The following is a 19,927-nucleotide window of genomic DNA, read 5'->3' as shown; positions in this document are numbered from 1 at the left end:
TTAATTTATCAAGATCAAGGATAATAGCATTTTCATTAATATCTTTTAGTGCTTGTATTCTGCTTTCTGTGTAATATTGACCATCTAAACAAAATCACACTGAATCAACAGTGTTAGGGCCAAGATTTTTAAGTTGGATAATAACATCATTGTATTGATTATCTTGAGCTCCACCACATTCATTTGTATATTTATTTACAACATAAATTGTCTTACCGTTATGATGTATGACAAAATCTAGTGATTTTAGTTCTCTTGGTTTGTCATTTGAATTATGAACAATTTCATCATTGAGTAAATAAAGAGCTTCAGCTCCTTTAGGATTTAGTTTTTGAACATTTACTCCAATTTTTGTTAATTCATCTTTAAAGACGCTCTCATAGATATTTTGTCTTTTAGGATCTTTCATAAGGAAAGATAATAAAACATCGTCAGTTAGTAATGACTCTCTTATTTTGTCTTCATACTTTTTATCTAAGAATACTCTATCAACAACTTTTTTAATTTTTAATTCTAGTCATTCAGGAATTCCGTTTTCTTTGATTTCTTCCTTAAGTTTTTCTCTTTCGTTTTTTCATTTTTCTTCAATTATTTTGCTATATCTATCCATAAATGACACTCCATTTTATTTTCTAGTAATTTAATTATACTAAATTTGAAACTAATTTTCATTGTAGAAAAGTTTAAAGTGACCAATCAATGTAATTGATCTGAATTCAGAATAAATAAATTTAATTGGTTGAAAATATAATAAATGTTATATCATTTGATTATATAAAGAGTAAGTAAAGTAATTATTTGTTTTTACTTACAGATGGAGACTTATGAAAAAATCAAGTTTATTTAAATTATTATTTTTAGCACCTGCAACAAGTTTATTGATTTCTGCAATTTCTTGTGGTACTAAAAATGTTAAAGAACCAACACCTGCTAAACCAGGAGAACCAATTTCAATAGAACCAAATCCAGTAACACCAGAACCGAATGCTCCAGAAAAATTAAATAGTGTTGAATCATATAAATCACAAATTGAGCAAACAAGAGTTGATTTTAACAATTACTTGAACGATTATGCGAATGTTTATAACGGACGTGCTGAATCATTTGTATTTCATATGGCTAGACCTGAAGGAACTGATGAGCAATATGGATCTTACAAAAATTTTGCCGATGTAATTTTTGGCAAAATTAATACAGTAATTGATGGGTGAGATACTGTAGTGGGGAATAATGCAGAATCTGCTAAAGAAGAATATGCAAAAATTAACAAAATGTTTTCAACATTTGTTAAAGGTTTTAATAAGCAATTAGCTGCGATAAATCCTCCTACTTATTCTTTAAAATCTGAAATGACAATTGATGAAGTTAGAGAACATTTCAAAGAAATCGTTCAAAGAGTTGTTTCAGATAAAAATGAAGATCATTCAAATGAAGAAAACTACAAACCATTAAATGGAAGAATCAATTATGATAAAAATGGATATTTAATTCCTGCTGATACATATTATGAAGTTGTTAAAGATTTCTTAAAATCAGGTTTTAGAAATTTCAAACAAATTTCATTAGTTTCAACATCATCAATTTCATTTGAAGTTACACCACAGAATAAAGTTTATGGAATTTTAATAAATGCAAATGACTTTAGAAGAAATGATATGAATCAAGTTGTTGATAAATACGTTGAAAATGCACTTAGTTTAGTCGATAACTCAATGAATACTTATGAAAAAGTATATGTTCTAGGTAAATACGTTTTAGAAAACTTAATTTATAAAACTGAATCAGGTAAAGAAACAATGAATTCACTTGACTTTGCCTACATTGAACATAAAGGTGTATGTAGACATTATGTTGATCAAATGGCGCTACTTTTATCGAACTTAAATATTCCATACAAAGTGATACAAGGTGACTACCATACTTGATTAAATATCCAAAATGAAGATGGTAAATGATTCTCAACTGATCCAACACATGCAGATACAGGTAAAGCTGAAAAATACTTCCCTCTAGGAAAATCAGGTGAAATCGATTTAGATTTTGAAATGAAAAACTTTTTTAATTATCAAAATGCAGTTACAACAGATTTCACATTATTTGATTTAGAGCCAAATGATGGTTCAAATGAAACAATTAACTTTATTTCTCAAGAAATGCATAATTCATTATTTAATAAGTGAGTTTACAAACTTAAAGATATGTATGCAAATGGAGAAGAAATTTCATCATTAAACTATAGTGATCATAAGTTGTATTTTGTTTCGACAAAAGATAATCAACCTAAATTACAATATGTTGAAACAAACAAAACTATTCCAATTGAAAATATTGAAAACTCAATTCATACAGTTGATGAATTTAGTTCATTAGTTAATGGACTAAGTTTAAAAGTTTTACCAAAAGCTGCTATGCATAGGGATAAAATGTTCTTTATGGCTCAAAATGATAATGGAAATTATATTTATTCATATAATATTAAAACACGTGGACTTAAAAAAGAATTTGTATATAGTGAAGACTACAAAAACTTCTTTATCTTCCTAAATCAAAATGAAAACAAACTTGAGTTTTCATTTGGAGATCAAAATTCAGAAAACAAATTAGTTAAGTTATTTGACTTAAATTTACAAGATCAATAGAAATTGAAGCAGACTAAAATGTCTGCTTTTTGATTAAAAAAACATCTCAAGTTACCGAGATGCAAAACTCTATTTTTTAGCATTCTTGTGCTCTGAAACAATTTCATTAAGTTTTCTAAATCAGTGATTTATTCCACTTTTTGAAACATACATATTATGTTCAGTGTTAAGTAAATTTGATAATTCAGGAAGTGACAATCATTTGTTTTCAACTTTTAATCTAAATAAAACAAGTTGATTGTCTGTGAAATGAATATCTAATCCATTTTCAAACATATAGTTAATGTTTTCAATATGCTTAATTGTACTCTTTGCAATCTTATTAATATTACTCATATCGATATTATTAATACGGTTAACAACATTTTCAAAGTCGCGAGCAATAATTATGTTTTGAAGCTTGTACCAAGACTTTTTAGCATCAATAGCTGCTAAAAAGTCAATAACTTTTTCCTTATTTTTAAGGTAAATTATGTATTTATTATTTCTATTCAAGAAGTTGAAATTAAAGTCATATTGATTTAGTTTTTCTTGAATTTTTACTAAGTGTCCAGGATTATGTGAAGAAATTTCTAAGTGGTATGAAGTTGATGATTTTCCTGAGATGCTACCACTTCCGAAGAATACACCAGCAAAAAAACTTGTAAGTGAATCTTTAAAATCAATTTCCTCAATCATTTCAAGGTCAGAAATCTTAATTAATATTTTAGTTTTTCATTTTTGATTAATGATTGGTTTAATATTAATTTTTTCAAGTTTTCTAATCAATTTTGAATAAAGATATTCATTTTTAATTTTGAGAACATAAAACTCTTTTTCAACTTCTGCAGCACAAAAAAGTAAACCACTTAAAAACCTCTTAATTTCGTGTGGTTTAGATAAGTTGTTTATGACTTCTTTTTTTAACTCTCAACTAAACGATGTTTTATGTTCTTTATTCATAGTTTAATTATAAAAAATATAATATTTTATGTAAGTTATTTTTTAACAAATAAGCAATATTTTTAGTTCATAAAAATGCATATAAAAGTTGGGTTTAGACAGTCAAATAAAATAAATTTATTTGTAATTACTTGCATAAATAAAATTGCTAAAACTTTTTTACCTTACACATAGGTATATTGGTTAAAAACTAACATATAACATAGTTATATGTAAGGTTAATCAAAAAATATTTTTTTGATAAAATTAAAAAGCAATATAAAAGTTTAAATTGCAGAAAAGTAGAAGACACTTCTCACCTGATGACCATAGTCTTGGGTTTAGCTACAATTAAACGTATCAAAAATTCTGATACCTTTTTTAGTAGAACAAGGAAGTGGGTAACCACTTTTTTACTTAACATTTATTTAAGGAGTATATTATTCAAGCAAAAGGAAAGAAAACACCTTCAGAACATTACGTAAATTCTGATATTCCATTCAAACAAGTTTTTGTAATTGGAGCAGATCAAGAAAAAATTGGTGTAATGTACACATCTGAAGCAATTGAATTGGCAAAAAGCCAGAGAATGGACTTAGTTTTAATAAGCGTTGAACCTAAACCAATCTGTCGTATTCTTGATTACGGTAAATTTAAATATGACCGTAAAAAGAAAAATAAAGAACTAAAAGAAAAACAAACAATTATCCAAAATCGTGAAGTTAGATTAACTGCGATGATTGGAGAAAATGATTTACTTACAAAAAGTAGAAAAGCTAGAGAATTTCTTTTAAAAGGTGACCGTATCAAAGTTTCATTAAAATTAAGAGGACGTGAATTATTGATGAAAGATTTAGGGATCAAGACTTTAGAAAAATTCTTCGCAACATTAGAAGATATTGCTGAAATCACATCAGAACCTAAATTAATCAATAATCGTTTCCTTGACATGAATCTCCAACCAAATAAACAAAAAGTACTTAGATACCAAAAAGAAAAGAATCTTGAATCAAAAGATCAAGATGCTAAAGAAGGAGAATAAAATGCCAAAAATGAAAACTAAAAGTGCGTTAAAAAAACGTATTAAAGTTACAGGAACAGGTAAAATCTTAAGAGAACAAGCTTACCGTTCACACTTAGCACAAAACAAAACTACAAAACAAAAACGTCACTCACGTAAAGCTGCTCTTATGTCTAAATCAGACCTTAAAAGATTTAAAGCTTTAATCTAATCTTGTTAAGTTAATTCATAAACAAGATAATAATTAACATTATTTAAGAAAGGAATTAAATTATGGCAAGAGTTAAAGGTGGAACAGTTACAAGAGCAAGACGTAAAAAATGAATAAAATTAGCTAAGGGATATTTTGGACACAAATCAATCGGTTACAAAGTTGCTAAACAAGCAGTTGTAAAATCTTGAACATACGCTTTTAGAGACCGTAAACAAGTTAAAAGAAACTTCCGTAAATTATGAATCGCTCGTATCAACGCTGCAGTTAGAGCAGAAGGAATGAGCTACTCAAGATTTATTAACGGTTTAAAAAGAGCAGGTGTTACAATTAACCGTAAAATGCTTTCAGAATTAGCTATCAACGAACCAAAAACATTTGCAGTTTTAGTTGATATTGCAAAACAAGCTTAATTTTAAATTGCTATTCACACATCCGGATGGATGTGTTTTATTTTGCTTTTTGATATCTTAAAATTGCAAAATAAAATCTCGGAATAAACTTCCGAGATAGTATATAAGCTATATAAATTAATTTTGAGGTTTGTCAACAAAGTTTCTAATGATACTTTTAGCCGTAACATCAACATTAGCAAAGATTGGTTTTCATTCTCAATCTATTAATGTATTTTGAGGAACAATATGATCAAAACTAATGTTTACTAATTTATCAAAACTTGTTTCAGTTGAGTTGTCATCAACACCTTTAACAAATTTTTCAGGGTCAAAGTATTTTTCAATTCTGATTGAAACAATTTTAACTTCATCATCAGGTGAAACCATTTCTCTAACTGAATTAATGTTTCCTTTGAAGTATTCTAACTCATTAGGGAAACGTAAGTCGTCAATGATGAATAAACTGCTTTTACCTGCTTTAGAAGATTCGTTAGCAATTGATTTAATTTTTTCAAAAACTCTTGAACATCAAATGTTTGTATCGATGTTTCTTCCAACTTCCCCCATAGCGATTCAAAGCGGTCTAACAATTTCTTTGTCTTGACCATTTCAATTAATTTCATCTAAGATCGGTTGAGTAATTTGTTTAATTGGTTGTGCAAAAGATAAAATGTGTGTGTTATCTTCGAATTGAGGTTTTAATTGTTTTGAAAGTTCATTACTTAATAAACCTTTTCCACTACGTCTTTTACCATTGATTAAAATAATAACGTGTTTATTTTTGCTCATATTGTCTCCTTGTAAATCTATATAAATTTATTGTTAATAGTGCATTAAATTATGCATTTTATGAATCTAAATTTGAAATAAAAACAACGATAGAAATTGATTAATTTCTGATTGCTGTAAATGAATTATAAAGACAAAATTTAAAAACAAAAAGAAATAGCTGAAATTTTCACAAAATGTGAAAAATAGAAAAATTACAATTTTTTTGATTAGCAAAATTTACTAATAACATTAGAAAATTAAAAATTTAATTTTATTTCATAAAACTACTTTTATTACTATGCTATAGGTATAAAAGTATCAAAAGTATTATTCTAATTTTTAAGTTATGCTATATAATATAAACGCAATACATATAGACAGTAACTGTATAAATGCTTATACTTAATTTGTTACCGAGTGTATCTCATTCCTGTTCAAATTGTATTGCATAATAGATTTTGAAGGGAGGCACAAGTATGTCAGAATCAAAATTAAAAGCAGCTAAAAAAGAAGTTGTTTTAGAAATTGTTGATAAAATTCAAAACTCTAAAGCTGTTGCTTTTGCTGAATACCGTGGTTTAACAGTTTCTGAATTAGAAGATTTCAGAAAAGAAGCTAAAAAACTTGGTGTTGACATCAAAGTTTACAAAAACCGTTTATTCAACTTAGCAGCACAACAAACAGGATTTGCTGACTTAGCAGAATACTTAGTTGGTCCAAACATTTTCGCATTCTCAAATAATGACGATATGTCAGCAGCTAAATTACTTACAAAATATGCTAAAACTCACAAATTATTAGTTGTAAAAGCTGGAACATTTGAAGGTAAAGTTATCAACGCTGCAGGTGTTAAAGAAGTTGCTACTCTTCCAACATACGAAGAAGCACTTGGAATTCTTGCACGTTCAATGATGGCACCATTACAACAAATTTCATTATCACTTAAATTAGTAAGTGAAGGTAAAACAGAATAATAAAAATATTTAGTTTGAAAGGAAACATATTATGGCTAAATTAACAAAAGAAACATTCATCGAATCATTAAAAGAAATGTCAATTAAAGAAGTTATGGAACTTGTAGACGCTATGAAAGAAGAATTCGGAATCGACCCTACAGCTGCTGTTGCTGTTGCTGCAGCTCCTGCTGAAGGTGGTTCAGAAGAAAAAACAAGCGTTAAAGTTGTTTTAAAAGCTGACAACGGTAAAAAAGTTGCAATCATTAAAGTTGTTAAAGACTTATTAGGTGTTGCTTTAATGGATGCTAAGAAAATCGTTGACACATTACCAGCTGTTGTTAAAGAAAACATTAAACCAGAAGAAGCTGAACAAATTAGAGCAGCTTTAGTTGAAGCTGGTGCAGATGTTTCAGTTGAATAATATAACTTCAATTAATTCAAATTTATAATTAAAAAACCTTACAAAATCTGTAAGGTTTTTCTTTTTTATCTCATTAACTATAAAAAAAGTGAGAGCTCATGGCTGTACGTGAGACTCTCTTTAAAAATATCTAACAAAACCACCAGACACAGCACTTCCTCATGTGGCTGCTACATTTCTGTCCTGACCAGGTTAGTGGGTTACTGTTCTGATGGCTTAAATATTATAACACCATTTTTTAATATTCTCTATTTTTTAATTTTAAAATTTCATCTTCAGTTAAATATCTAAACTGATCTTCTTGTAGTGTTTCGTTTTTAATATCTAAGAAAGCAAATGAAATTCTTTGTAATTTAGTCACTGTTAAATCAAAATGTTTAAACATTCTTTTAACTTGATGGTACTTACCTTCATTTATTGTAAGATTTGCAGAATTATCTGAAAGAATTTGAAGTTTTGAAGGTAAGACAATTTCATTGTCTCCTATATCAAAACCTTTTTCAAATTCAGTTATTAAGTTTTGGTCAATTTTGTTATCAACTTCAACATAGTAAGTTTTCTTGACATGTTTTTTAGGTGAAAGTAAATCGTGAGTTAATTGTCCATCATTTGTTATTAATAGTAGCCCTGTAGTGTCTTTGTCTAATCTTCCCACTGTGTGAATATCTTTATATGAGTTAATGTTTTCATCTAATAATTCAAAAACAGTTTTATTTAAGTTATCGTAATTTGCACAAACATAATCAGCAGGTTTATTTAGTAAAACATAAATAAATTCTTGATTAGGAACAATTAATTTATCATCTAAACAAACTTCTTCATTGATTATATTAATAATTGATTTAACCACTTTGTTATCAACTTTAATTCTTTTAGAGGAAATTAACTTTTTAGCATCAGTTCTACTGATGTTTAAGTTAAATGAAAGTCATTTATCTAATCTAGTCATATTATTTTAGTAAAGCATTATAAATGTTGTGTTTATAAACTTCTACTCCTGGTTGAGATAATGGGTCAACTCCAAATAACAATGAAGATAAGATTGCAACAAATTGGAAGAAAGCAAATAAATGAGCTAAATTATTGATTGAAATTTCATCAAATTCAATAATTAAATCATTATCCTCAAATGCATTATTTTTGATATTAAAATTAGGTTGATTTTCACCTTTTGTGCCTAGGAGACCTAGCTGGTCGAATTTTTTATTGTCTTGATTCAAGTTGTATTTTTTATTCTTAAATACAATGTTTGTTGTGATTGAAAAATCACTATCCAAACTATTTGTATTATTAACAGAATCCTTAATTGTTAAATAACCTTTTTTCTCTTTATTTTCACTTGAGTTATATAATGAACAAACATATTCAACAAAGGAATCTAATATAAAATCATTATCATTAATAACTTCAACAGTCTTGTTATTGTATCTTGCAAAAATGTATCTAAAAATAGCTGTAAGAAACACAATATTTTCTTTTATTGGTGTGTTCAAGGTCTTTTCAATAATTGAGACAAATGTCTCGATTAATTCTCTTGAATTAAAATTCAAGAATTCAAGTACAAATAATGATGATGGATCAAATATTGAAACATATCTTTCAGGTATGTTTGTAGGTAATTTCAAGAATAAATAATTATGAATTTTAGCCATCTTATTAAGTATATTATCTGCTTCAGTGCTTGCAACTGTAATAAGTGCATTTAACATTTCAATACTATCGCTTTTTTTTAAGTTAGCTTCAAGTAGTTTTCTATATTCTCTAAATGAAACAGAGCTTTCAATAGAAATTGCACTCTTTGAAATATAATAGATAGCAAATTTTTGCCCTATTAATAAAGAAAGTTGATTTGTTAAAACTTCAGGAGAAATGTTGTTTTGTGTAAAGATAATATTAAAAGCAGGTTTATTATTTAAATAATTATTAAAAATAAAGTCATAAATCGCTTTAGTAGTTAAATATGATTCTCCATCAGCAATCACAACTAATGTATCTATTTTGCTAGATTTTAAAAATTCAACTTTAGCTTTAATTAACTCTAAGTTAAATTCAAGATTATCATCAATATACTTAAGCACATTAGTTTCTTCATCGTCAGTGTTTTGGAAATTTAAAACTAAGTTGTTATGAATACTATTAACTTTTTTAATAATTTCATTAATTTTGCTGTGTTTTAATATTGAATTCACATCCTTAAGTAGGATATTTAGGTTACCGAATTTATACATTTTTCTCCTTATTAATAGTGTTAATTAAATTTTATATTTATTTTTAGAGTTTGTTATTTTAAAACACTTATTTTTATAATAAAAATTCGATATTCTCACGATATAAACTAATAATAGTTTATAATATAGAACGCAAATACATATTTATATGTATTTAACATTATTTCATTTAATAATTTGATTAAAAATTACATTATTTATTCATATTTTGGAGGCAATATGAGAGAAAAACAACCGACTTACATATTTGGTTTAGGTGGTGTTGAAGAAATCGGTAAATCCACATTAGTTGTAGAACATATGAACCATATTTTCTTAATTGACTCAGGGATTAAATTTGCAGACACTTACAACACTGGTGTTAAAGGTATTATTCCTGACTATTCATACTTAAATCAACCTGGAAAAATAATTGAAGGTTTATTCATTACACACGGACACGAAGATCACATTGGTGGTGTTGTTTATTTAGTTAAACAAACAAAAATCAAAAAGATTTTTGCTCCAAGAATTGCAATTCAATATTTAAAACTTAAATTTGAAGAGCACAAAATTACAAGAAAAATTGATTTTATTGAAATCAATAAATCAGATGTTTATAAGTTTGCAAATGGATGTAGAGCTGACTTTTGAACCGCTCAACACTCAATTCCCGATGCATTTGGTGTTAGATTAACTACCCCAAACGGTTCGCTTATGTGTACAGGAGACTTTAGATTTGACTATACACCAATCGGAAACTATACAGACTTTGCAAGATTAGATGAAATTGGTAAAGAGGGACTTACAGTTCTTTTATCAGATTCAACTAATGCCATGAGACCTGAGCATTCACCTAGTGAATCAGACATCTTAACTGACTTGGAACGTCATATGCGTGCTGCAAAAAGAAAAATTATTATTACTTCATTTGCTTCTAACTTAACAAGAGTTAAAGTTATTATTGAGCTTGCTGCTAAATTAGGTAAAAAAGTTATTCCATTCGGTCGTTCAATGATCCAAGGAATTAAAATTGGTAGAAAATTAGGTTACATCAATGTTGCGAATGGTGTGATTGTTGATAAAAAAGACTTGCCTAACATTAAAGATTCAGATCTTGTTGTTTTAACAACAGGTTCTCAAGGTGAAGAACTTGCCGCATTATCTAGAATGAGTTATGGTAAGCATGCAACAATTAAAATTGTAAAAGGTGATATGGTTATTTTCTCATCAAGTCCAATCCCTGGAAACAGAATGGTCGTTGAGTTACTTACAAACAGACTTTACAAATTAGGTGCAATTATTAAAGAAAATGGTGTTGATGGTTACTTACATACATCAGGTCACGCTTATGAGTGAGAGCATGATAAAATCTTTAAATTAACTAGACCTAAATATTTCCTTCCATACCATGGTGACTACAGAATGTGTTTAGTTCACGGACAAACAGCTATTAAAAATGGAGTTAATCCTAAACATGTTTTAATACCTAAAAAAGGTCAAGTGTTTGAAATGTACAATAACGTTATTAAGTCAACTAATAAAACAATTAACTTTGGTCCTATTTACATTGATGGAAACACAGTTTTAAACATTTCAGAAAAAATGCTTCAAGAAAGAGCAAAACTTAAAGACAGTGGATTTGTTAATATTGTTTTCTTAATTGATAGAAACAAAAATGCAATCGTTAATAGACCTCAAATTGTAACAAGAGGAAGCTTCTTTGTGAAAACTTCTAAACAATTAATTGAAGAAACAAGGAGAGTTGCTCACGGTGCAGTTCTATACTACATTAAAAATAATCCAGAATGATCTGTTAAAGATTTGGAAAAATTAATTCAAGATAGATTAAGTACATTATTCTACAAGGAAAAACGTAGAAATCCTATTATCATTCCTACAATTATGTTCCTTGACGAACCGACTGATGAAAAATTAGCTAAAGTTAAACTTAACTTCGGTAAACAGTTAGATATCGATGAACAATTAAATGATCCTACAACAAAGAATTTAAGCAAATCACTGAAGAAACAATTACTTAAGGTTAAAGAATCAATTTTTGGTGAAGTTGAAAACGATGAATTAGAAATTGATGAAGAAGATGAAATTTAACCAATAACACTTGAGCACATAGATAAAAACTCTATGTGCTTTTATTTTTGTAAAAGTAAAATCCCAAACTTTATGTAAATTTTTCATATTTTTAAACAAACTTTTCAAATAATATAAGGTAGTTAAATCAAAGGGGTATAATTAAAATAACCAAATTATTATGGAGGTTATATGTCAGGTATTGTTATTGCTGTAATTATAATTGTTGCAGTGCTTGCCGTAGTAATGCTTGTGATTACAAGTTGTCTTTCAGTGAGAATTGTTAGCAAAACTAACTTCTGCATTGTTGAAAGACTTGGTAAATACAAGAAAACAATGACTAAGGGTGTAAACTTTATGGCTCCTTACATTGACAAAATCAGAGTTAAAAATAACTTTAAGGAAAAAGTTTTTGACTACCCTGCTCAACACGTTATTACAAAAGATAACGCTACTATTCAAGTGGACACAACAGTATATTTAAAAATCTTTGATCCAAAATTATTTGCTTATGGAGCTGAAGATCCATTTTTAGCTATTGAGTTTTTAACATCAACAACACTTAGAAACTTAATCGGGGAACTTGAACTTGATGAAGCATTAACATCTAGAGAAATTATTAACGCTAAGTTAACTAAAATCTTGGATGAAGCTTCAGATGCTTGAGGAATTAAAGTAAAAAGAATTGAAATTCAAAACATTATTCCACCAAAAGAAGTTCAAGAAGCTATGACAAAACAGATGCAAGCTGAACGTATCAAGAGAGCTCAAATCCTTGAAGCTAGTGCTGAAAAAGAAAGTAAAATTCTTAGAGAGCAAGGTGAATATGAAAGTACAATCTTACGTGCAAAAGCAGAAAAAGAAAGTATGATTGAAAGAGCGACAGGTAAGAAACAAGCGATTGAACTTATTACAACTGCAAACATTTCAACTGAATACTTACAATTACAAAGTATTGAACAATTAGAAAAACTTGCAAATGGTCATGCTACAAAAATCATTATTCCACCTAACTTAGCAGATGTTGCTAAATCAATGTCAGTTGCAAAAGAAGTTTTAGATTTACCTTCTAGAGAAGAAGCTAAAGTAAACAAATAGAAATTAAAAACAAACAGTGTAATTATTAAAAAAACACTGTTTGTTTTTTGATTTTAATTATCCAGCATAAGGAGCAAATAAAATAAGTGAAATTCCTATGTTTATAAGAATAATTCAGAATAGAGAAATTCTTCTTTTAGCTAAGTAATATGAACCTAAAATACCTATTGGTACATAGATTTTTAACAGAATATTTTTGTATCCCACAAAATAATTATTGCTTGTTCATCCTGCGTAACCTTTAGAAGATGAATTAAAGAAAATTTCAGGTACATAAATAGAGATGAATAATTGAATTGCAAGAGCAATAATTATTCCTGAAACAATTGGTTTCATAATGATTAACATATTAGCAATGAAAGTATTAGTTTTAAATTTTTTAATATATTTCATTGCAATTACCATAATGATAATGGCTGGTAAACAGAAAATTACATAAGTTAAGAAAACTGCTATATAACCTCATCATTGACCAGATGCAACTAGGTAACCTGTGAAAAAAGCGAATTTAGTTGACACAACACCAGGTGTAGTGTTTGAAATTGCAAACACATTATTGATTGCATTTTCATCAATATTTGCTCCAAAAACTTGTGCTAAAAAGTTTCACAATCATTGGAATATTGGCATAAAAACTTGACCACCACCAAAGATTGAAAGTGAAATTAATATTAAAAGAGGTAAGCAAACTAATAAAGCAGTAAGTAGCATTATTTACCTCCTTTTTTAATGAAGGTAATCCCATTTTCCTCAAGTGATTTATTTAATGATTGCTTATTGATAAAGTGCTTTTTATTTACTAAAAAAACTACAGCAAAGACAAATAAGATAATTACAATTGAGAAAATTGGTAAATTGTAAGGCGATGGAACAAACAAGGAAACACAAATTGAAAAGAGCATAATAATTAATCAGACTGGTAATTTGAGTGATTGTTTAGATTGTTTTATATATCTTTGTGCAAATGCAATCAGAAAAGCAATAATTGAAACAAGCACACCGACTGAAATTATTTTTAAGTACTCGCTAGGTATGTATTTAGTCAAGATAACTAAGAAAATAAATGCAAATATTACGTGAGGCAATATTCCAAATAAAGTAACTACGGTTCCCTTAAATTTACCTAAAAGACTTATAGATATATATGAAAGTGTTTGAATAACCGAAGCACCTGGGAGCATATTTGTAACAATTACAATATCATCCATTTCTTCGTTAGTTATTCATTCTTTATTATCAACTGCTTCTTTTTTGATAACTGGTAAAAGGGCATTACCTCCACCAAATCCAATAAAAGTAACTTTGATAATAAACCAAAACAATTCTCAAAAACTAACTTTTTTCTTATTTTTATTCATTATGTCTCCTATTTATTTAGCAATATTTTATAGTTTTTTCAAAATAACTAAACAATAATAAAAAGTTTAATGATTTTTCTCATTAATTTAGATGAATTTAAGAATTTTTAAGATTTTTATGACTATAAAATAAATAAAATGCTATTATATATTTGCATCAGTCGACAGCTGCATTTTATGTAGAGGAAAGTCCGTGCTAACACCATCTGCGATGATGGTAGTGATCGTGCTAAGCCAAATAAGCTTAGGTTATGCATTATGTGTATAAACGACTAGTGCCACAGAGACGAGAAATATGAAACGGGTAAACTCCACGAGTTAGAAACTCAAATTTTGGTAGAGGAATCATTATTTTAGAACTGAATAAAATAATGGAGTGACATTAAGTCATTAGATAAATTGTCGACCTAGACAGAACACGGCTTATAGATGCAAGCATTCAGGCAACTGAATGTTTTTTTATTTAATATAAAAAATCCACCAAATGATGGATTAGTTAAATATTTGATTTACTTGTTCTTTAATGTGTTCATCAACGTGATTTGGTTCAGTTTGATTAATTGGAGAAACTTTTGTTCCAAAGTATTTAATTTCTTTTGAATCATTACCTGTTAAGAATTTAAATGTTCCTTTTAATCAATCAGAGTGATTGCCTCAAGTGTATCAACCCTGTGGTGCACCTTGAGTTGAAACTATAACTGTATTTAAGTTAGTTAATAAAGGAATTGCATCACCTTGCTTTGAGTATTTGTAACTAAATGTTTTATTAGCTACTGAAATAGCATCGATGAAATTTTTAACTATGACACTAGGTCCAAAGTTAATCATTGGGTTTGAAATGATTAATAAATCAGTTTCTTTAAGTTTTTGAATTCATCTATCTGACTCAACATCTGTGTAATAAGTTGTAAATGTTTGCTTAGTTAAAAAATGTTCATTTAGCTTTGTAGTTGATAAGTCTACTCTTTCGATTGATACATTTTCTTTTGATTTAAGTGCTTCTTCAATGTAATTTAAAATATTAGTTGAGTATGATTTTTCATTTTGTAAAAGACTTCCATCTAAAATTAATACTTTTTTCATATTTTCTCCTTAAATTTTATAAAAAGTTAATATTTAGTTATTTTTTAGCTTCGAAAATAACTTTTTTATATTGGTTATATTTTAGCAAACTTTTAATAATAGGTATGATAAAACACAAAAATAATATAAAAAGTTAGTATTGATTAACAAATACCAACTGTAAAAATTATTTAGTAGAGTAACCAAATTTTTCAAGTGCATCTGCATCATCGATTCATTTTTTAGCTATCTTAACTTTTAAAGTTAATGATGTAGGAATATCAAATTGATGTGCAATTTTCTTTCTAGCAACTGTACCTATTTTTTTGATTTTTTCACCGTTTTTACCTATAACCATACCTTTTTGAGAAGCTTTTTTAACATAGATAATTGCATCAATATCTAATCTATCTTCAGATTCTTCAAATTCCAGAACTTCAACAGCAATTGAGTGAGGTAGCTCTTCATAAAGTTCATTAATTGCAGATTCACGGATGATTTCTTTTGCTATAAAACGCATAGATTTGTCTGTGATGTATTCAGGATCATATTGTGCTTCACCATCGTAAGCGTATTTTTCAATTTCACTAATTAAAGCACTAATTGATTTAGGATCGTTTACATCAGTAGACATAATTGTTTCAAAACCGTGTTCTTTAAGCTCTTTGATTTTATCAAGTAGCTTTTGAGGATCTTTTTTAATTTTGTCAATCTTAGAAATAACAGCAATCTTGTTTTTTACGTGCTTGATTTTTTCTAAAATCATTTCATCACCTTTACCAATTGCTTCATCAGCAGGAGATAAGAATAAAAGAACATCTATGTCTTTAGTTGCATCATAAGCATTTTTGTTTAAAGCTTCACCAAGTTTATTTTGTGGTTTATGGATACCAGGTGTATCAATGAAAATGATTTGTAAATCATTTTCTGTATAGATACCTGTAATTTGGTCTCTGGTTGTTTGAGCTACATTAGTAACAATTGCAACATTGTAGCCGATAATAGCATTAAGAAGACTACTTTTACCTACGTTTGGTCTTCCTAAAATACTTGCAAAACATATTTTCATAATTATTTAATTGTAATTTCTTCAGCTCTGATGCTGTATGGAACTAATTCTTCAACTGTGTTAACTCTTAATTGTTTTCCATCATTACTGTATTGGTAAACTTTTGCATCAAGAGGCATAAATTCAGTCATAACTTGTCTACATCCAGCACAAGGGCTAATGATTTCATTTTTTCCACTAATAATGTGAATTTCTTTAAATGATCCAACTTTTCCACCGTATGCTACTGAACCAAACATAGCACTTCTTTCAGCACATAAACCTGATGGATAAGCAGCGTTTTCAACGTTAACTCCATAATATTCTTTCCCATCTTCTCCGATCAAAATTGCTGCTACTGGGAATTTTGAATATGGTGTATAAGTATATTTAAGTAAATCTTTTAATTTTTCAAATGTCATATTTGTACCTTCTTTCCTTGTTATTTTTAAAGGATTAAAAATATCATCAACCATTTTATTCATTTGAATTCTTTCTTCTTCAATTTCGTGGTCATATCCTGCTAAGTGGACTAATCCGTGAGTGAATAAGTAGCAGAATTCTCTTTTAATTGAGTGTCCAAAATATTTTGCTTGTCTTACAACTTTGTTTCAACAAATAACTAACTCTCCCAGATGAATAAATGGAAGTTCGTCATACATAGAACTATCATCAAATCCAAATGAAAGGATGTCAGTTACATAATCTTTGTTTCTGTATTCTTTGTTTAATCTCTTAATTTTTTGAGGAGAAACTAATGAAACATCAACAATGATTTGTTTTTTTATACCAAAGTATTCTGCAAAATTTTTGATAATTTGCTTCATTTCTTTTTCAAAAATAATTGCATCTTTAATTTTTGAATTAATAGTCAATGATATTTTTGTCTTTTTCATACTTTATAATTATACTTTAAATATGTAAACATATTTAGTTGAAGCAAATAAAAAAACTTGAAAATTAATCAAGTTTAGTAATTTAATTTAATACGTTTTTTAGTTTCGAATTGATAATCAACTGCTCATAGCTTTCCATCAGTGAATTGAAGTGGTAATCCATTTGGAACTTTGTGTTTTGTAGCATAATAAATTTTGACTCTTTTGTTATCTAAAATAACATAAGCACCCGGGTTCGATGAGAATGCTCTGATTTTATTAAATGCTTGTTCAACTGATAAATCGCTTGTTATGAGTGCATCTTCTTTTAATAATTTTGGACTTAAAATGACTTTTTCTTCATCTTGAACAATTTCCTTAAAATCACCTTTAACATAGTCTACAAGTCATTTTGTGATATTTTCAGTAGCTAATTTTGATAATTTTACAAACAATGTATCAGATGTGTCTGTGTCTTCAATTGGAATTGAAACCATTTTAATAATGTTACCTGCGTCCATTTGTTTTGTCATATACATTAATGAAAGTCCGGTTTCTTTATCTCCATAAAGAAGTGAATATTGAATAGGTGCAGCACCTCTATATTTAGGTAATAGTGAACCGTGAATATTAATTGAAGCTAATTTTGGAAGAGCTAAAACTTTTTCAGGAACATATTGACCAAAAGCACAAGTTAGTAAGATATCAAAATCTAATTCTTTAAGTTCGTCATAAATTTGTCCGATTTTTTCAGGTTGAAAAAGTCTAATGTTATATTTTTGAGCTAATAATTTTGTAGGAGTAGGTAAAAGTGCATAACCTCTATTTGCTGGTTTATCAGGCTGCGAAACAATTCCTACAACGTCAAAGTTTTTGATAACTTCCTCAAAAATAGGAACCGAGAACTCCGGTGTTCCTGCTAATAAAATTTTCGTTTTATTCATTTTTCTCCTATCCGATTGAGATTTCCTTGTAAATTAGCTCTCTCATAACTTCAACGATTTTAGTAAGCATTTGTTCAGTTAATTTAGTTGTTGATTTACTATTTTCATTAATTTCTTTTAAGTGTGTAAACATTTTTTCAGATGTAAAGTATGTTCCAAAGAAAGTAATTTTATTATTGATTGATCTTTGTTCTAAAATTTCCATAATTACTGAATCTCAGAATCAAATACTTAAGTTTTTAAGTCCAATTTCATCTAAAACTAACAAATCAACTTCACTAAGCTGTTTTTTAATAAAATCAATGTCATTTGAGTTTTTCTTATCAAATGTTTTTTTGATCTCTTGGTCTAAATCATTTATATTGATGTAAGCAACAGTTTTGTTATCTAATGCAAAAGAATTTGCGATTCTTGAAAGTAAATTACTTCTTTGAGATTTTCTTACTCCAGAAATTAAAAGCCCCTTCATTGATAGTTCATTGTGTTCTTTTAATTTTACCTTTAACTCTTCTACATATTTGTGTAAGTCAATATAGTCTTCATCATTTATAACTACATTTTCAATAACTTCATCATTAATTGGTTCACTGATGTCTGTGAAAATTAAGTGATTTTCTAATCTTAATTTTCTACCTTCATCATTATTTGCTATTTTTCTGACTAACTGCAATTTACCATTTTCATCTCTTAAAAAATAATTTCTAATAGGTAGATTTTTATCGATAGTTCTTTGCTTATAGTAATCAATTAAATGAACAAAATAATCTCAAATTTCCTTATCTGAGATATTTAATTCATCTATTAGTTGTGCTAATATTTCTTTTTTCTTGATATCAGCAATAATCTGTGCAGGATCTATTTTCAAGTTTTTATCTAGAAAAATTCTTCAATCTAGATTTTGATTATTGTTTGTCATTAATTAAGTCTCCAATTAATGTTTAAGTGCATTCTTGAAAGCTTCTTTTTCATGGAAAATTTTTTGTTCTTTTTTATCTTTAAATTTTCCATCAAAATAAGCTTCGATTGTGTCGAATCTCATAAGACCTGCATTTTTAATTTCAACCATCATTGAGTTTGCATGTTTAAATCACTCGTTAGGAGTTGAAGATTTTTCTTTAGAAATATATAAAACATAGTTAATGATTTTTGAATCAGTAAATTTGCTAATTCATTCATCTAATTTGTTTTCAATTTTTTCATTTCTGAAACCATATGAAATTGATTTATAGAAATCTCTTGTGCTTAATTTAATTAAAGCTTCATATTTATTTGAATACTTATATTCGTTTAATAAACTAATAGGCTCTAACATAGAAAAATCAACTGGTGCAAAATCGGCATTTTGTTGTCTTAATTTACCTAAATTAATTAAATTGTCAACAAATTCATTCTTTGGATATTGAGCTTGCTCATTCTCATTATTAAATACATCAAAGAAACTTGCTGAAACATCTTGAATGTGTGGTGTTTCGATGATGTTTGATTTTTTCAATCTATTATTAACTTTAATTTTGAAGTATGTATCACCGATTTTAGATTTCAACATTTCTGAAATTAAATGGTTATTTTTAATACCAGCTGCATTAAGTGGTTTTTGAATACTAAAGATAGTGATTTTTTGTTCATCATCTCTTAAAGTATCAATTAAACCAACGGCTTCAAGTTGTAATCTAGCTTGATTTAATCTGTTTTCGTGCATATTTAAGAATGTAGTTAGAGTTAAAAAATCATAGCTACTTCTTTTGTATTTGCTATCTTTAACAATATCTAATAAATATTGGTAAAGAAAAACAGGGTCAGCACCTAAAAATGGACCGTAAAATTCACGTAAATTACTAAGGTCCTCCATTGTTATTTCGTTAACTTTTTCAACTGCGAAATATTGATAAATCATCGGTGCTTCCTCCTG

General features: G+C 27.8%; 21 protein-coding genes and 2 other RNA genes. 9 read left to right on the top strand and 14 right to left on the bottom strand.

Annotation, left to right across the window (positions count from 1 at the left end; translation table 4 throughout):
* A partial coding sequence (locus tag ACMZI9_RS01785; RefSeq protein WP_416099132.1) for a hypothetical protein occupies nt 1-610 on the bottom strand: 610 nt, incomplete at its 3' end.
* Nucleotides 611-824: 214 nt separating this feature from the next.
* Between ACMZI9_RS01785 and ACMZI9_RS01780 the strand changes: the two genes are divergently transcribed.
* Nucleotides 825-2,639 (top strand): transglutaminase domain-containing protein, encoded by a 1,815-nt coding sequence (locus ACMZI9_RS01780; RefSeq protein WP_416099131.1) that lies wholly within the window; start codon nt 825-827, stop codon nt 2,637-2,639.
* Between the two features lie 69 nt (nt 2,640-2,708).
* Here ACMZI9_RS01780 and whiA read toward each other — a convergent pair whose 3' ends face one another.
* Nucleotides 2,709-3,581, bottom strand: coding sequence for a DNA-binding protein WhiA (gene whiA, locus ACMZI9_RS01775; protein ID WP_323177392.1), 873 nt, complete (start codon nt 3,579-3,581; stop codon nt 2,709-2,711).
* Between the two features lie 403 nt (nt 3,582-3,984).
* On the opposite strand from whiA, the gene infC reads away from it, so the two are divergent.
* From infC to rplT, 3 genes are all read left to right on the top strand, one after another.
* A complete protein-coding gene (gene infC / locus ACMZI9_RS01770; RefSeq protein WP_257089781.1) occupies nt 3,985-4,602 on the top strand; it encodes a translation initiation factor IF-3 in 618 nt (205 codons plus the stop codon).
* A 1-nt stretch (nt 4,603) separates the two neighbouring features.
* The gene (gene rpmI, locus ACMZI9_RS01765; protein WP_257088789.1) at nt 4,604-4,792 is read left to right on the top strand and encodes a 50S ribosomal protein L35; all 189 of its coding nucleotides are present in this window, start codon (nt 4,604-4,606) and stop codon (nt 4,790-4,792) included.
* 62 nt (nt 4,793-4,854) lie between these two features.
* Entirely contained in the window at nt 4,855-5,205 is a 351-nt protein-coding gene (gene rplT, locus ACMZI9_RS01760) for a 50S ribosomal protein L20 (protein WP_257088787.1), read from the top strand.
* A 117-nt stretch (nt 5,206-5,322) separates the two neighbouring features.
* On the opposite strand, the gene ACMZI9_RS01755 is transcribed toward rplT, so the two are convergent.
* Nucleotides 5,323-5,976 carry a hypothetical protein gene (locus tag ACMZI9_RS01755; RefSeq protein ID WP_323188430.1) on the bottom strand — a complete coding sequence of 218 codons (654 nt, stop codon included), beginning with the start codon at nt 5,974-5,976 and terminating at the stop codon, nt 5,323-5,325.
* Between the two features lie 458 nt (nt 5,977-6,434).
* On the opposite strand from ACMZI9_RS01755, the gene rplJ reads away from it, so the two are divergent.
* Both rplJ and rplL read left to right on the top strand, forming a co-directional pair.
* Nucleotides 6,435-6,932, top strand: a complete 498-nt coding sequence (gene rplJ / locus ACMZI9_RS01750; RefSeq protein ID WP_257088783.1) for a 50S ribosomal protein L10 — start codon at nt 6,435-6,437, stop codon at nt 6,930-6,932.
* A 31-nt stretch (nt 6,933-6,963) separates the two neighbouring features.
* The gene (gene rplL / locus ACMZI9_RS01745; RefSeq protein WP_257088781.1) at nt 6,964-7,335 is read left to right on the top strand and encodes a 50S ribosomal protein L7/L12; all 372 of its coding nucleotides are present in this window, start codon (nt 6,964-6,966) and stop codon (nt 7,333-7,335) included.
* Nucleotides 7,336-7,463: 128 nt separating this feature from the next.
* Here rplL and ffs read toward each other — a convergent pair.
* From ffs to ACMZI9_RS01730, 3 genes are all read right to left on the bottom strand, one after another.
* Nucleotides 7,464-7,558: signal recognition particle sRNA small type (gene ffs, locus ACMZI9_RS01740), an RNA gene on the bottom strand.
* Between the two features lie 15 nt (nt 7,559-7,573).
* A complete protein-coding gene (locus tag ACMZI9_RS01735) occupies nt 7,574-8,284 on the bottom strand; it encodes a pseudouridine synthase (RefSeq protein WP_323177394.1) in 711 nt (236 codons plus the stop codon).
* Between the two features lies 1 nt (nt 8,285).
* On the bottom strand, nt 8,286-9,563 hold the full coding sequence (locus ACMZI9_RS01730) for a hypothetical protein (RefSeq protein ID WP_416099130.1): 1,278 nt from the start codon (nt 9,561-9,563) through the stop codon (nt 8,286-8,288).
* A gap of 219 nt (nt 9,564-9,782) precedes the next feature.
* Between ACMZI9_RS01730 and ACMZI9_RS01725 the strand changes: the two genes are divergently transcribed.
* Together ACMZI9_RS01725 and ACMZI9_RS01720 are read left to right on the top strand one after the other, a co-directional pair.
* Nucleotides 9,783-11,654 carry a ribonuclease J gene (locus tag ACMZI9_RS01725; protein ID WP_323177396.1) on the top strand — a complete coding sequence of 624 codons (1,872 nt, stop codon included), beginning with the start codon at nt 9,783-9,785 and terminating at the stop codon, nt 11,652-11,654.
* 171 nt (nt 11,655-11,825) lie between these two features.
* Nucleotides 11,826-12,731 carry an SPFH domain-containing protein gene (locus tag ACMZI9_RS01720; protein WP_416099129.1) on the top strand — a complete coding sequence of 302 codons (906 nt, stop codon included), beginning with the start codon at nt 11,826-11,828 and terminating at the stop codon, nt 12,729-12,731.
* A gap of 57 nt (nt 12,732-12,788) precedes the next feature.
* Here ACMZI9_RS01720 and ACMZI9_RS01715 read toward each other — a convergent pair whose 3' ends face one another.
* A complete protein-coding gene (locus tag ACMZI9_RS01715; protein ID WP_323177398.1) occupies nt 12,789-13,442 on the bottom strand; it encodes a chromate transporter in 654 nt (217 codons plus the stop codon).
* The gene (locus tag ACMZI9_RS01710) at nt 13,442-14,089 is read right to left on the bottom strand and encodes a chromate transporter (RefSeq protein WP_416099128.1); all 648 of its coding nucleotides are present in this window, start codon (nt 14,087-14,089) and stop codon (nt 13,442-13,444) included. Before ACMZI9_RS01710 ends, ACMZI9_RS01715 begins: the two co-directional genes overlap by 1 nt.
* Before the next feature lie 153 nt (nt 14,090-14,242).
* On the opposite strand from ACMZI9_RS01710, the gene rnpB reads away from it, so the two are divergent.
* Nucleotides 14,243-14,520, top strand: an RNA gene (gene rnpB, locus ACMZI9_RS01705) — RNase P RNA component class B.
* 61 nt (nt 14,521-14,581) lie between these two features.
* Here the strand turns inward: rnpB and ACMZI9_RS01700 are convergent.
* The 6 genes from ACMZI9_RS01700 to ACMZI9_RS01675 all read right to left on the bottom strand — a co-directional run bounded on the left by ACMZI9_RS01700 (nt 14,582) and on the right by ACMZI9_RS01675 (nt 19,912).
* The gene (locus tag ACMZI9_RS01700) at nt 14,582-15,172 is read right to left on the bottom strand and encodes an FMN-dependent NADH-azoreductase (RefSeq protein ID WP_416099127.1); all 591 of its coding nucleotides are present in this window, start codon (nt 15,170-15,172) and stop codon (nt 14,582-14,584) included.
* 166 nt (nt 15,173-15,338) lie between these two features.
* Nucleotides 15,339-16,220 (bottom strand): GTPase Era, encoded by an 882-nt coding sequence (era, locus tag ACMZI9_RS01695; RefSeq protein ID WP_416099126.1) that lies wholly within the window; start codon nt 16,218-16,220, stop codon nt 15,339-15,341.
* A gap of 2 nt (nt 16,221-16,222) precedes the next feature.
* The gene (gene cdd, locus ACMZI9_RS01690) at nt 16,223-17,095 is read right to left on the bottom strand and encodes a cytidine deaminase (RefSeq protein ID WP_323177402.1); all 873 of its coding nucleotides are present in this window, start codon (nt 17,093-17,095) and stop codon (nt 16,223-16,225) included.
* Nucleotides 17,096-17,169: 74 nt separating this feature from the next.
* Complete coding sequence (gene fmt, locus ACMZI9_RS01685; RefSeq protein WP_323177403.1) at nt 17,170-18,018, bottom strand: methionyl-tRNA formyltransferase; 849 nt, start codon at nt 18,016-18,018, stop codon at nt 17,170-17,172.
* A gap of 7 nt (nt 18,019-18,025) precedes the next feature.
* Nucleotides 18,026-18,934 (bottom strand): hypothetical protein, encoded by a 909-nt coding sequence (locus tag ACMZI9_RS01680; RefSeq protein ID WP_323177404.1) that lies wholly within the window; start codon nt 18,932-18,934, stop codon nt 18,026-18,028.
* 15 nt (nt 18,935-18,949) lie between these two features.
* Nucleotides 18,950-19,912, bottom strand: coding sequence for a hypothetical protein (locus tag ACMZI9_RS01675; RefSeq protein WP_323177405.1), 963 nt, complete (start codon nt 19,910-19,912; stop codon nt 18,950-18,952).
* Nucleotides 19,913-19,927: the final 15 nt, after the last annotated feature.

Source organism: Mycoplasma sp. 4079 (assembly GCF_047785185.1).
GTDB lineage: Bacteria > Bacillota_I > Bacilli_A > Mycoplasmatales > Metamycoplasmataceae > Mycoplasmopsis.
The sequence above is the reverse complement of the archived record's forward strand: the minus strand, read 5'-3'. Positions and strand labels throughout refer to the sequence as shown.